Below are 12,714 nucleotides of genomic sequence, written 5' to 3'. Positions count from 1 at the left end.
TTCAGCTGTGCTAACGCTTTAGCATCCTCACTCAATGCCGTATTACCATTTCCAGGGAAGCTCTCTGATCCTTTAATCTTGTATTGGCTTCGCCAACTATAGAGTTGCTTGACTGAGATTCCTAACTCACGAGCAAACTGACTTAAGTTATCTCTTTCATAACTCAACTTGACTGCATTTTCTTTAAACTCTCGGTTGTATACTTTTCGTTGTTTCATTGGATAAAGATAGTTTTTTATCCCTTAACTAGTTGTGCGGGTAAAGTTAGCAAGTCCACTCCTTGTAATAGAATTTATTAGATACAACTTTTCAATATCAGAAACTACAACTCTTTTAGGCTTATAAGATTCATTCTTATAATGAAATTCAATAGAGCCATTAGATAACTGTTTTACTATTGCTAGTATTGTAATTGACCCTTTTAATAGTGCTATACAATTTTTATTATCTGCTTCATTAATATTAAAGCACTCTACACATTCTAAAGTATCTCCCTTAACTATAGACTTTGAAGTATTATCATCCATACTGTTTGTATTAACTTCATAGTAAACTGTTTTTTTGTTTGTCTTAATCATAGTATTATATATTAAAGTTCATTCTATTAGTAGCTTCTCTTTTCTGTGCATCTACTGCCTTTAAATACCTCATTGTATGTCTTAGTCCACTATGACCTAAAAGACTACCTACAACGGCTATATTTGCCCCCATCATTAAAGAATTGGTAGCAAAGCTATGTCTAGCACAATGCCATGTAATATGTTTATCTATTTTAGCACGTTTAATCCATCTTTTGAGGGCTTTACTACATGCTGTGTAACTAGGTAACTCAAAGATTAGTTCTTTGCTAGGGGTATTTGTTGAGGGTTTGCCTATAAGGGTAAGGGCTGTATTAGAAAGAGGCACTACAACCCCACTGTTTGCACTGTGCCCCCTAGTCTTATGCTGTTCAAAGGTTAGTGTTTTATTAGAGTAGTCCACACTTGAATAGGTCAAAGCATCTACATCACAAAATCTTAACCCTGTGCATAGGCAAAAGATAAAAGCATCTCTAACCTGTGGGTTTTGGTCTTTGTATTCTGTTTGTATGAGTTGCTTAATTTCTTCCATACTCAAAATATCTTTTCTAAGTGTGCTATCATCAGCTTTACACACTACACCTATACAAGGGTTTTTTAGTATCAAATCTTGCTCTATTGCATAGTTGATTACTTTCTTAAAGCGTTGGTATATTGTTTTTGCACCCTCTCCAATACTTCTACTTTGTAAATACTCTACAAATAACCTCATCATATCTTTAGTAAGCTGTTGAGGTTTGATATAATCCTTATATATATTGTATTGAGGCTCATCTTGTAGAAAGTCCTTAAAACGATTGTAAGCAACCTTTAGGTTTCTCTTATCTTTCTTATTGTAGTTGTATATATAGCTTTCAAAGAAATCTAAGAAGTTGATATCTTTGTTTCTCTCTAGTCTATAACCGTCTTTCTGTTCTTTAAACTGTTGTTCTTTCTCAAACCTTATCTTTTGGGCTAGTTCTAAGGTTTCTTTATTCAACGCTCTGTCTGCTGGAGTTCTAGGGCTTGCTATTAATGATAGGTCAAGGCTTTCACGTTTGTGTATAGTCTTGTATTTAGTTTCCCCTGTATTATCATCAGTATAGGCTTGAGTACCTAAGTTGTATCTTAATGATAATCTAATAATACCCTGTTTAGACTTTCTTTGTTCAAGTCTAGGGTTTTCTTTTACTGCACTAACTTTCTTAGCCATTATATAAACCTTTTACCTTTCTTTACCTACAAATATAATAAACCTTTTTGTATCATAGGGACAAAGTAGGGACAAAGTAATGACAAAATAAGGCTAATAAAGCTTATAATTAGCATAACATAAGCAAATAGTAAATATCATCAAACTGCTTTGTATAAGGGGTTTTGAGTGTTATTTGTGTGATGTTGTTTTATTAGGGTTGTGTTCTGGGTCTGGGCACCAAAATTAAACCCCTACAGATAAATCTTGTAGGGGTTTTTTGTTTCTACTTCCCTCAATCCTTTTTTTTGCATTTATACTCTTTTAAATGTACTAATGCTCAGAATAAATAAATATTTAACACTTTAGGAAACTTCTTTTACAGCATTGTTTAAGCCGATAATTGTGTTTTATCCCTTATTGTCTAACATATTGATAGTTAACCTTAAGCATATCTAAAAGAATCTGTTTTAATGTTCTGTTTAATGAACAAAAAGTAACCAAAACCACATTAAAGAATTCTTTCTTTATTCGCTTTGTATACTCAATGTTTTCAGCTATTTTTGCAAGTATATAAATCTGATTTCGACTGACATCTATAACTCAAACAATTAAATAATTTTAAAATCAATCATTTATGTGGTTAACGAATTCATCAATAGGAAGAAAAGTGGTGATGAGTGTTACGGGTATCGCCCTAATTCTCTTCCTGACCTTTCACTTGGTAATGAACCTTGTTGCAATTTTTTCTACTGAAGCTTACAACCTTATTTGTGAGTTTTTGGGAGCTAACTGGTATGCACTAGTAGCAACAATGGGTCTAGCTGCACTGTTTATCACTCACATAGTTTATGCTTTTTGGCTAACAGCTCAAAACAGAAAAGCTCGTGGTAATGAGAGATATGCTGTAGTTGAACGCAGAGAAACAGTGAAATGGACCTCTCAAAACATGTTAGTATTAGGTATCATAGTACTACTTGGTTTAGGTCTTCACTTATTTAACTTTTGGTATAATATGCAATTCCAAGAAATTGTGGGTAACCATGAAGTTCTTCTTGGTGGACAAAATTATGCTGTTCATGATGGAGCTGGATTTATAGCTTATACTTTTTCAAATCCAATTTACGCCATCCTTTACATCGTATGGTTAATTGCTTTATGGTTCCACTTAACTCATGGATTCTGGAGCGCTATCCAATCAATTGGATGGAGCAACGATTTATGGATTAATCGCTGGAAAGTTGTCTCAAACATCTTCTCTACAGTTGTTGTAGCAGGATTTATCTTGGTAGTTGTTTGGTTTTACATCGCTAGCTTATAACCTAGGCTACGGAGATTAATAAAGTATTTAAACAAGTATTAAAATTCAAATTGCATTATGACTAAGTTAGATTCTAAAATACCTGCAGGACCATTAGCTGAGAAATGGAATAACTATAAAAACCACCAAAAATTGGTGAACCCTGCTAATAAGCGTCGTCTTGATGTTATTATCGTTGGAACAGGTTTAGCTGGAGCTTCTGCTGCTGCATCTCTTGGTGAAATGGGTTTCCGCGTTAAAAACTTCTGTATTCAAGATTCACCTCGCCGTGCTCACTCTATTGCTGCACAAGGTGGTATTAACGCTGCAAAAAACTATACTAATGATGGAGACTCTGTTTTCCGTCTTTTCTATGATACTATTAAAGGTGGTGACTACCGTGCTAGAGAGTCGAACGTGTACCGACTAGCTGAAGTGTCTAACGCTATTATAGACCAATGTGTTGCTCAAGGTATTCCTTTTGCTCGCGATTATGGTGGTACACTTGCTAACCGTTCTTTCGGTGGTGCTCAAGTATCACGTACGTTTTATGCACGTGGTCAAACTGGTCAACAGCTTCTTCTTGGTGCTTACTCAGCGCTAATGAGACAAGTAAACCTAGGTACAGTTGAGCTTTATACTCGTCACGACATGATGGATTTAATCCTAATTGATGGCCGTGCACGTGGTATTCTTTCAAGAAATCTTGTTACTGGTGAGATTGAACGTTTCTCTGCTCACGCAGTTGTTGTTGCAACAGGTGGATATGGTAATGCATTCTTCTTGTCAACTAACGCGATGACTTCGAACGGTTCTTCTGCTATCCAATGTTACAAGAGAGGTGCTCTATTTGCAAACCCATGTTTTGCTCAAATTCACCCAACTTGTATTCCTGTTAACGGTGACCACCAGTCTAAATTAACATTGATGTCTGAGTCACTTCGTAACGATGGTCGTATTTGGGTTCCTAAAAAACTAGAAGATGCAAAAGCACTTCAAGCTGGAACAAAACAACCAACCGATATTCCTGACGAAGATCGTGATTTCTACCTAGAGCGTAGATATCCTGCATTTGGTAACCTAGTACCTCGTGACGTTGCTTCACGTGCTGCTAAAGAGCGTTGCGATGCTGGTTTTGGTGTTAACAACACAGGTTTAGCTGTATTCCTTGATTTCAAATATGCTATCGACCGTCTTGGTAAAGATGTTGTTGCTGATAGATATGGTAACCTTTTCGATATGTACGAAGAGATCAAAAATACAGATCCTTACACATCTCCAATGATGATTTTCCCAGCTATTCACTATACAATGGGTGGACTATGGGTTGATTATGAATTGATGAGTAATGTACCAGGACTATTTGTTATTGGTGAGGCTAACTTCTCTGATCACGGTGCTAACCGTCTAGGAGCATCTGCCCTAATGCAAGGTCTTGCTGATGGTTACTTTGTACTTCCTTATACTATCCAAAACTACTTATCAGATCAAATTCAAGTTCCTAGATTCTCAACAGATCTTCCTGAGTTTGAGAAAGCTGAAAAAGAGTTGAAAGATAAAATCAACAAGCTTAAAGCTGTGAACGGTAAACGTTCGGTTGACTCTCTTCACAGAGAACTTGGTCTTGTTATGTGGGACTTCGTGGGTATGGGTAGAACAGCAAAATCTCTTACTACGGCTATTGGTAAACTTAAAGAGGTTAAAAAAGAATTCTGGTCTAACGTTCGTATTCCTGGAGATGTTAACGAGCTTAACGTTGAGCTTGAAAAAGCACTACGTGTGGCCGACTTTATTGAAATTGGTCTTCTAATGGCTCACGATGCATTGATGCGTGAAGAGTCTTGTGGTGGTCACTTTAGAGAAGAACATCAAACTGAAGAAGGCGAAGCTCTTCGTCACGATGATAAATTCTTCTTTGTGGGTTGCTGGAAATATACTGGTGAAGAATCTGATCCTGAACTAATCAAAGAAGATTTAGTTTATGAAGAAACTCCAGTACAAACACGTAACTACAAGTCATAAGTTTAACATTTTAAAGAAACTCAACAATGGATAAAAATATAAGTTTTACGCTAAAAGTTTGGCGTCAAAAAGGACCTAAAGCAAAAGGTTCTTTCGAAACATTCCAAATGAAAGATATTCACCAGTCAATCTCTCTTCTTGAGATGCTTGACATCCTTAACGAGCGCATTATCAACGAAGGTAAAGAGCCAATTGTGTTTGATCACGACTGTCGTGAAGGTATCTGTGGTATGTGTTCATTATATGTTAACGGACATCCACACGGACCTGGTGTAAGAGCAACAACTTGTCAAATCTACATGCGTCGTTTTAACGATGGTGAGACAATCACTATTGAGCCATGGCGTTCTGCAGGTTTCCCAGTAATTAGAGACCTTATGGTTGACCGTAGCTCATACGACAAAATCATCCAAGCTGGTGGTTATGTAAGTGTGAACACTGGTGCACCTCAAGATGCAAATGCTATCCTTATCCCTAAAGATATTGCTGAAAAGTCAATGGATGCTGCTTCTTGTATTGGTTGTGGTTCATGTGTAGCTGCATGTAAGAACGGTTCGGCTATGCTTTTCGTTTCTGCGAAAATCAGCCAACTAAATCTTTTACCTCAGGGTAAAGTTGAAGCTGCTCGTCGTGCTAAGGCTATGGTATCTAAAATGGATGAATTAGGCTTTGGTAACTGTACTAACACACGTGCTTGTGAAGCTGAGTGTCCTAAAGGCATTTCAATTAGCAATATTGCGCGTATGAATAGAGAGTTCATCAGTGCGAAATTAAAAGACTAATCTTGTATTAGGCTATTAAATATTAAAAATCCCCACTCATCTTCTGATGCAGTGGGGATTTTTTTATTGATTTAAATTAGTAAGAATTATCAGCCTAGGCTCTAAACAAAAAACGACTTACTCGTTTACTTCTTCCTAGTAACTCGTTATTAGATTGCCAGTAGCTCATTTCTATTTAGGTAAGCTGGTAGATTCCTCCAGCTTTGGCCTTGACTATTCCCCTCATCTCTAATCCAAAGAGTAGGGTTTGAAGTTTACTTATGGGTAATCCTGATGTTATTAGCAATTCATTAATCTGGGTTTCTCCTTTACTCTTTAATTCAGTATAGATTAGCTCTTCTTCCTTACTCAAATGGGGTAGCGGAGTAGTCTCGACCTCCAAATCTAATTCTTTTTGCTTGCTTACCTTCTGAGTTGCCAGAATCCAATCCAGTGCTTCAAGGATATCTTTTGCCGATTCTACAAGCTGTGCTTGATTGTTTTTTATGAGTTTATTGCAACCAGCAGAATAGGGATCCGATATTTTGCCTGGAACTGCAAAGCAATCTCGATTGTAGGTGTTTGCAAATTCTGCTGTTATCAGAGAACCTCCTTTACTAGCCGATTCGATAATCAGAGTTGCGTCACTCATACCTGCTATAATTCGGTTTCTACTTACAAAGTTAAAGCGGTCGGGCTCTGTTCCAATGGGAAATTCACTAACTAATCCGCCATGGTGCATCATCTCTTGAGCTATTTGTCGGTGTGCTGCAGGATAAACCCGATCAAGCCCGTGTGCCAGAACGCCGATTGTGTCTAAACCCTCGTTTAAGGCGCTTCTGTGAGCACAAATATCTACTCCATAGGCAAGGCCACTTAGGATGAGAATATCGGGGTTTGCGGCTTGTAAATCTCTTACAATCGCCTGGCAAACTTGCTGTCCGTAGGTTGTGATGTGTCGGGTGCCTACAATGCTTATGATATGCTTTCTGTTGAGGTTGATGTTCTCTCCTCTATAATAGAGCAATACTGGAGCATCGTCACACTCTTTCAGGCGGCTAGGATATCGGTCGCTAGAGTAGGGGATTAACTCAATGCCAAGTGCTCGGGTCTGCTCAATAAGTTTGGTCGCCTTTTCAATATAAGACTCTGCATGCATTATTTGATCGACTAGCCAAGGCTTAAGAGATTTTTGGCTTGCCAATTCACTGATATGCTCAAAAAGAAAAGTGGCGCTACCGGCCACATCTAAAAGACGTTTTGCACTAATAGCACCAACTCTTGGTATTTGGGTTAATGCAATGCTGTAGATTGCTTCATCCATATGTTTTACGCTTTAATATAGGGCGCAAAGGCCTGATCAAATAATTCGCTTCTCGAAAGTCGTCCATTAATAATGGTTACGGCTTCGATTTTGGCCTTGGCAACCACTCGGTTATCCGATTTGCGGAATAGGTCTTGATGAAAAGTATATTTGATACCCTCTTTGGTGAGGAATAGTTTAGAAACAAACTCATCTCCACTGGTCAAAGGTGTTTTGAGTGCCATATTCACACGTGCAATAACAGGGTCAATACCTTGGTTATGGAGTTCTAATACGTTGATATTCATATTGTCTAGAAACTCGTGACGAGTATGCTCAAAATAGTGGAGGTAGTTGGCATTATTGACAATGCCTTGGAGGTCACATTCGTAATCTCTCACCTTAAAATCTAATTCAAAAATATACTTTTCCATAATCTATTCCTTTATTTAGAATTCTTAGCGTTAGCTCTTTTTTTCTTTAACTCTTCGGCTTTTACAATCTTGTAAAGCTTATCGTTTGGTCGAACTTTATCTTCAATCTTAAAGGAGAAGTTCTCCCCTTTATTTACTGTTTTAACAGGTTGTAAATCTACTCGAGCATCCTCTAAATTAAGGAAGAGTGCACCAGTAGTGGGTCCTGTAATCAAAAGTTTATCGCCTTCGTTGAGTTCTGATGCTTCAAGTTTAAACTCAGCAACACCGATATTTCCAAAATATTTGATGGCTTTTCCTACATAAACCTTACGTTCAGTAGCTTCAGAACCGTAGTTCTTGCTCCATTCACCAATACGTTGACCTAGATAGTAACCGTCCCAGAAGCCTCTATTAAAGACTGTTTTTAGGCGGTCGTTCCAATGCTCAATTTTCTCATCGGTATAATCGCCGTCAATTACAGCTTTAATTGCTTGTTTGTAGCATTCTACAACAGTTCTTACGTATTCAGGCCCACGAGCACGACCTTCAATTTTGAGTACTCTTACACCCGAATCCATCAATTTATTGATAAAATGAATGGTTTTCAAGTCTTTGGGAGACATAATGTATTCGTTCTCAACATCGAGTTCGATACCTGTATCTTTATCGGTTACAGTGTAGGCTCTTCGGCAGATTTGCATGCAGGCTCCGCGGTTGGCCGAGTGACCCACTTCGTGAAGTGACAGATAACATTTACCCGATACTGCCATGCAAAGTGCTCCGTGACAGAACATCTCAATACGAATTAACTCACCACGAGGTCCACAGATGTTTTGTTCTATAATCTGTTCGTAGATCTCAGCAACCTGATCCATATTTAGCTCACGTGCCAATACTACTACATCGGCAAAGTTGGCATAAAACTTGAGTGCATCGATGTTGGTGATGTTTAGCTGAGTTGAGAGGTGGACTTCTTGACCAATCTCTTTGGCGTAGCTCATTACCGAAACATCACTTGCAATAACAGCCGATATATTTGCCTGTTTAGCAGCATCAATAATCTTATGCATCAGGGTGATGTCGTTGTCATAAATGATGGTGTTTACCGTTAAATAGCTTTGCATATTGTGCTCGGCACAGGTTTTTGCTATTTCGTGTAGGTCATCAATAGTAAACGTGTTGGCAGAACGCGCACGCATATTCAGGTTTTCAATTCCAAAATAGATAGAATTGGCTCCTGCTTGAATGGCAGCTGCTAAAGACTCTCTTGAGCCAACGGGTGCCATTATTTCAAAATCTTCTAACTTATAATTCATAACGTGGAAATTATTAGAGTAAAACAGTTTTTAGATGTCTTACAGAATCTGCGCCTTAGTCTCAATAAATACATAATCACTTCTATTAAGTATAAATTATGAAGGTATAGGACTTTAGACTGCACAAAGGTAGACTTTTTTCTGTATTTTTGCTCCAAAATTAGAATTAGTATAAATAATATAGTTGTTCATTAAAGATGAAAATAAGAGATATAGATTTAGGACTTAACCCCATTTTTTTGGCTCCCATGGAGGATGTAACCGACCCTGCTTTCCGCCTGATGTGCAAGCGGTTTGGAGCCGATATGGTCTATACAGAATTTGTGTCGAGTGATGCGTTGATTCGCTTGGTAAATCGTACGACTGAAAAGCTTAATATCTATGAGGAAGAGCGCCCTGTAGCGATTCAAATTTATGGTAAGGAGACCGATGCGATGGTCGAAGCTGCTAAAATTGTTGAAGCTGCTAAACCTGACATTTTGGACATTAACTTTGGTTGTCCTGTTCGCAAGGTTGCTGGCAAAGGTGCTGGTTCGGGAATGATGAAAACACCCGAAAAGATGATTGAAATCACAAAGGCTGTTGTAGAGGCTGTTAATATCCCTGTAACGGTTAAAACACGTTTAGGCTGGGATGACGAGAGCAAAATCATAGTCGATTTGGCCGAAAAGCTTCAAGATTGTGGTATCGAAGCGCTCACGGTTCACGGTCGAACTAGAGCTCAGATGTACAAGGGAGAAGCTGATTGGAGCCTAATAGGAGATATTAAGAATAATCCTCGCATGCATATACCTATAATAGGTAATGGTGATATTACTTCTGCCCAGCAGGCTAAAGAGCATTTTGATCGCTATGGAGTAGATGCCATTATGGTGGGGAGAGCTGCAATTGGTCGTCCCTGGATTTTTGAACAGATGAAGCATTATATGCAAACTGGGCAAGAGCTTGAAGCGAAACCTTTTGAATGGTATCTTTCAATTCTTAAAGAGCAAGTTCAAAGTAGCATTGATCGTTTTGACGAAAGACGTGGGATTATTCATACCCGAAGACATCTGGCTGCTACAAACCTTTTTAAAGGAATTGCCAACTTTAGAGATACGCGTATAGCCATGCTCAGAGCAGAGTCAGTTGAAGAGTTATTCGAAATACTCGATAGTATTCCTCAGAAATACGATGTTACTACTTCGTTGGTTTAATCAAAAAATCACGCTAAACTTTAGCGTGATTTTTTTGATTAATATCTTTTATGGTTTACAATTTGGGCCCTGCGTCCACTAATGCTCTTCCTGCGCTGTTGTATTCAAACTTTCTAAAGTTCTCAATAAACATTTGAGCTAGATTTCGTGCCTTGACATCCCATTCTTCAGGATTCTTATAGGTATCTCTAGGGTCTAGAATAGATGTTTGTACACCTGGAAGATTTGTGGGTACCTCAAAATTGAAGTAAGGAATAAACTTCGTGGGAGCTGTATCAATACTTCTGTTCAAAATGTCGTCAATGATGGCTCTTGTATCTTTGAGTGCAATTCGCTTGCCTGACCCATTCCAACCCGTGTTTACAAGGTAAACCCGGGCTTGAGATGACTCTATCTGACGAACGAGCTCTTCGGCATATTTTGTGGGATGAAGTGATAAAAATGCTGAACCAAAACAAGCTGAGAAGGTAGGTGTTGGCTCCGTTATCCCACGTTCTGTCCCTGCTAATTTTGCTGTGAATCCAGATAAAAAATAATATTTTGTCTGTTCAGCCGTTAAGATAGATACAGGTGGAAGTACTCCAAAGGCATCTGCCGATAAGAATATTACTTGTTTGGCAGGAGTACCTTTAGAAATAGGTTTAACACAGTTTTCAATGTGATAAATGGGGTAAGAAACGCGTGTGTTTTCTGTCAATGACTTGTCTTTGAAGTCGATATTACCATCTTTATCAACAGTAACATTTTCTAAAAGGGCGTCTCTTGTGATGGCATTATAAATATCTGGTTCTTTTTCTTTCGAAATATCAAAAACCTTTGCATAACAACCTCCTTCAAAATTGAATACTCCTTCATCATCCCATCCGTGTTCATCATCTCCAATCAAGAGTCGTTTGGGGTCGGTAGATAGGGTGGTTTTACCCGTACCCGAAAGTCCAAAGAATATGGCTGTATTATCGTTGTTTAGGTCGGTATTGGCAGAGCAGTGCATAGAGGCTATTCCTTTTAGCGGCAGGATGTAGTTCATATATGAGAACATTCCTTTTTTCATTTCACCACCATACCAAGTGTTTAAAATGACTTGAATACGTTCTGTAAAGTTAAAAACCACTGCTGTTTCCGAATTCAGTCCAAGTTCTTTGTAGTTTTTAACCTTAGCTTTAGACGCATTTAGAACCACAAAATCAGGCTCACCGTAATTCTTTAACTCATCCTCCGTGGGTCTAATAAACATATTTTTTACAAAGTGAGCTTGCCAAGCTACTTCGGTAATGAAACGAATTTTGAGTCGGGTGTGCTCATTTGCACCACAAAATGCATCAACTACAAAGAGTCGCTTCTCTGAGAGTTGTTCTTGTGCTAGAGTTTTTACAGCTTTCCAGCACTCCTGGGTTGTAGGTTTATTGTCATTTTTATATTCTGGAGAATTCCACCAAACTGTATCTGCCGTAATAGCATCTTTGACAATAAACTTGTCTTTAGGAGAGCGACCGGTATATACTCCAGTCATGACATTTACAGCTCCAAGCTCAGTTACCTGACCTTTTTCATAGCCCGTTAAGCCTGGTTTAGTTTCTTCAGCAAATAAAGTATCGTAGGACGGGTTGTGTAAGATTTGTGTTACATTTATAATACCGTATTTGCTTAAATCTAGTTCATTCATAGTTTTAAATTTTAGGTGGTATAGTAGGTTTTAGGGTTGGTAAAGACCAGAATATACTGTATTCCCGATGAGTGCTATATGTGTTAGTAATGAAATTAGTATAATTAAATAATAAAACCTATTTAATGTTTAAATATTTGACTATAGCTCCCTCTTTAACATTTTAAAAGTCAAAATCTAGTTTCTGTGTATTGTCAATTGGAATAATATCTGTTACTTTGCATTCAAAATATCCAAAAACTTCCCAAAAGTTTTAAAACCATCTATTAATAATGAAGATAATTAATCTGAACGACAACAACACCGTACTGAATCAGTATGTCTCTGAGTTACGAAATGTGGAAATCCAAAATGATAGATTAAGATTCAGACGTAATTTGGAGAGAATTGGAGAGATTATGGCTTACGAAATAAGCAAGACTTTCGACTATTCTACCAAAGATGTCACCACTCCTCTAGGGACCGCTAAGGTTAGTACACCCGATTCTGAAGTTGTTATAAGCACTATTCTAAGGGCAGGACTTCCTTTTCATCAAGGCTTTTTAAGCTATTTAGATTATGCTGAAAATGCTTTTGTTTCTGCTTACAGAAAGTACAAAGATATTTTGAAGTTTGATATTCACATCGAATACTTAGCTTCTCCTCGTATTGACGACAAAATTCTTATTATCACTGACCCGATGCTTGCTACAGGTGGAAGTATGGAGCTTAGTTATCAAGCAATGCTAACTAAAGGGAAACCAAAACATATTCATGTTGCAGCTATTATTGCAAGTCAAGCTTCGGTTGATCATATTGCGAGCATCTTCCCTGAAGATCGTACCACCATTTGGTGTGCAGCTATCGATCCAGAAATTGATGGACACTCTTATATTGTTCCTGGTCTTGGCGATGCTGGTGACTTGGCTTATGGTGAAAAAGAGTAAAAGCAATTAGCTAAATCGTATCTTGTGATCGAAGGTGTTAACTACCTTTTTCGTAAGAGTCA

12 protein-coding genes are annotated in these 12,714 nt (G+C 38.0%); 5 read left to right on the top strand and 7 right to left on the bottom strand.

Going from position 1 to position 12,714, the window contains the following annotated elements; all coding sequences use genetic code 11:
• From B091_RS0104835 to B091_RS0104825, 3 genes are all read right to left on the bottom strand, one after another.
• The coding region (locus B091_RS0104835) for a transposase (RefSeq protein WP_018108882.1) at positions 1–218 on the bottom strand (218 nt) is incomplete at its 3' end.
• A gap of 24 nt (positions 219–242) precedes the next feature.
• Complete coding sequence (locus B091_RS0104830; RefSeq protein WP_018108881.1) at positions 243–578, bottom strand: hypothetical protein; 336 nt, start codon at positions 576–578, stop codon at positions 243–245.
• Positions 579–582: 4 nt separating this feature from the next.
• Positions 583–1,770: a tyrosine-type recombinase/integrase gene (locus B091_RS0104825; protein WP_018108880.1), complete on the bottom strand. Its 1,188-nt coding sequence runs from the start codon at positions 1,768–1,770 to the stop codon at positions 583–585.
• 616 nt (positions 1,771–2,386) lie between these two features.
• On the opposite strand from B091_RS0104825, the gene B091_RS0104820 reads away from it, so the two are divergent.
• Genes B091_RS0104820 through B091_RS0104810 form a run of 3 tightly spaced genes read left to right on the top strand, consistent with a single transcriptional unit; the run spans position 2,387 to position 5,853 of the window.
• The gene (locus B091_RS0104820; protein WP_018108879.1) at positions 2,387–3,070 is read left to right on the top strand and encodes a succinate dehydrogenase/fumarate reductase cytochrome b subunit; all 684 of its coding nucleotides are present in this window, start codon (positions 2,387–2,389) and stop codon (positions 3,068–3,070) included.
• Positions 3,071–3,127: 57 nt separating this feature from the next.
• The gene (locus tag B091_RS0104815; RefSeq protein ID WP_018108878.1) at positions 3,128–5,071 is read left to right on the top strand and encodes a fumarate reductase/succinate dehydrogenase flavoprotein subunit; all 1,944 of its coding nucleotides are present in this window, start codon (positions 3,128–3,130) and stop codon (positions 5,069–5,071) included.
• 26 nt (positions 5,072–5,097) lie between these two features.
• Positions 5,098–5,853 carry a succinate dehydrogenase/fumarate reductase iron-sulfur subunit gene (locus B091_RS0104810; RefSeq protein WP_018108877.1) on the top strand — a complete coding sequence of 252 codons (756 nt, stop codon included), beginning with the start codon at positions 5,098–5,100 and terminating at the stop codon, positions 5,851–5,853.
• Between the two features lie 175 nt (positions 5,854–6,028).
• On the opposite strand, the gene dprA is transcribed toward B091_RS0104810, so the two are convergent.
• The 3 genes from dprA to B091_RS0104795 are packed head-to-tail and all read right to left on the bottom strand — an operon-like array spanning position 6,029 to position 8,867.
• The gene (gene dprA, locus B091_RS0104805; protein WP_018108876.1) at positions 6,029–7,156 is read right to left on the bottom strand and encodes a DNA-processing protein DprA; all 1,128 of its coding nucleotides are present in this window, start codon (positions 7,154–7,156) and stop codon (positions 6,029–6,031) included.
• 5 nt (positions 7,157–7,161) lie between these two features.
• A complete protein-coding gene (locus tag B091_RS0104800) occupies positions 7,162–7,569 on the bottom strand; it encodes an acyl-CoA thioesterase (RefSeq protein ID WP_018108875.1) in 408 nt (135 codons plus the stop codon).
• Between the two features lie 11 nt (positions 7,570–7,580).
• On the bottom strand, positions 7,581–8,867 hold the full coding sequence (locus B091_RS0104795; RefSeq protein ID WP_018108874.1) for a peptidase U32 family protein: 1,287 nt from the start codon (positions 8,865–8,867) through the stop codon (positions 7,581–7,583).
• A 197-nt stretch (positions 8,868–9,064) separates the two neighbouring features.
• Here B091_RS0104795 and dusB point away from each other — a divergent pair, with 197 nt between their 5' ends.
• Complete coding sequence (gene dusB / locus B091_RS0104790; RefSeq protein WP_018108873.1) at positions 9,065–10,063, top strand: tRNA dihydrouridine synthase DusB; 999 nt, start codon at positions 9,065–9,067, stop codon at positions 10,061–10,063.
• A gap of 55 nt (positions 10,064–10,118) precedes the next feature.
• Here the strand turns inward: dusB and pckA are convergent, their stop codons facing one another.
• Positions 10,119–11,726 carry a phosphoenolpyruvate carboxykinase (ATP) gene (gene pckA / locus B091_RS0104785; RefSeq protein ID WP_018108872.1) on the bottom strand — a complete coding sequence of 536 codons (1,608 nt, stop codon included), beginning with the start codon at positions 11,724–11,726 and terminating at the stop codon, positions 10,119–10,121.
• Between the two features lie 272 nt (positions 11,727–11,998).
• Here pckA and upp point away from each other — a divergent pair, with 272 nt between their 5' ends.
• Positions 11,999–12,652 (top strand): uracil phosphoribosyltransferase, encoded by a 654-nt coding sequence (gene upp, locus B091_RS0104780; protein WP_018108871.1) that lies wholly within the window; start codon positions 11,999–12,001, stop codon positions 12,650–12,652.
• The last annotated feature ends 62 nt before the right edge of the window (positions 12,653–12,714 follow it).

It is taken from the genome of Bacteroides propionicifaciens DSM 19291 = JCM 14649 (assembly GCF_000375405.1).
Classification (GTDB): domain Bacteria; phylum Bacteroidota; class Bacteroidia; order Bacteroidales; family Bacteroidaceae; genus Bacteroides_E; species Bacteroides_E propionicifaciens.
The sequence above is the reverse complement of the archived record's forward strand: the minus strand, read 5'-3'. Positions and strand labels throughout refer to the sequence as shown.

Bases quoted from the DNA above. Each gene is read 5' to 3' on its own strand.
- B091_RS0104830 (WP_018108881.1), bottom strand. From the start codon at position 578: ATGATTAAGACAAACAAAAAAACAGTTTACTATGAAGTTAATACAAAC.
- B091_RS0104825 (WP_018108880.1), bottom strand. From the start codon at position 1,770: ATGGCTAAGAAAGTTAGTGCAGTAAAAGAAAACCCTAGACTTGAACAA.
- B091_RS0104820 (WP_018108879.1), top strand. From the start codon at position 2,387: ATGTGGTTAACGAATTCATCAATAGGAAGAAAAGTGGTGATGAGTGTT.
- B091_RS0104815 (WP_018108878.1), top strand. From the start codon at position 3,128: ATGACTAAGTTAGATTCTAAAATACCTGCAGGACCATTAGCTGAGAAA.
- B091_RS0104810 (WP_018108877.1), top strand. From the start codon at position 5,098: ATGGATAAAAATATAAGTTTTACGCTAAAAGTTTGGCGTCAAAAAGGA.
- dprA (WP_018108876.1), bottom strand. From the start codon at position 7,156: ATGGATGAAGCAATCTACAGCATTGCATTAACCCAAATACCAAGAGTT.
- B091_RS0104800 (WP_018108875.1), bottom strand. From the start codon at position 7,569: ATGGAAAAGTATATTTTTGAATTAGATTTTAAGGTGAGAGATTACGAA.
- B091_RS0104795 (WP_018108874.1), bottom strand. From the start codon at position 8,867: ATGAATTATAAGTTAGAAGATTTTGAAATAATGGCACCCGTTGGCTCA.
- dusB (WP_018108873.1), top strand. From the start codon at position 9,065: ATGAAAATAAGAGATATAGATTTAGGACTTAACCCCATTTTTTTGGCT.
- pckA (WP_018108872.1), bottom strand. From the start codon at position 11,726: ATGAATGAACTAGATTTAAGCAAATACGGTATTATAAATGTAACACAA.
- upp (WP_018108871.1), top strand. From the start codon at position 11,999: ATGAAGATAATTAATCTGAACGACAACAACACCGTACTGAATCAGTAT.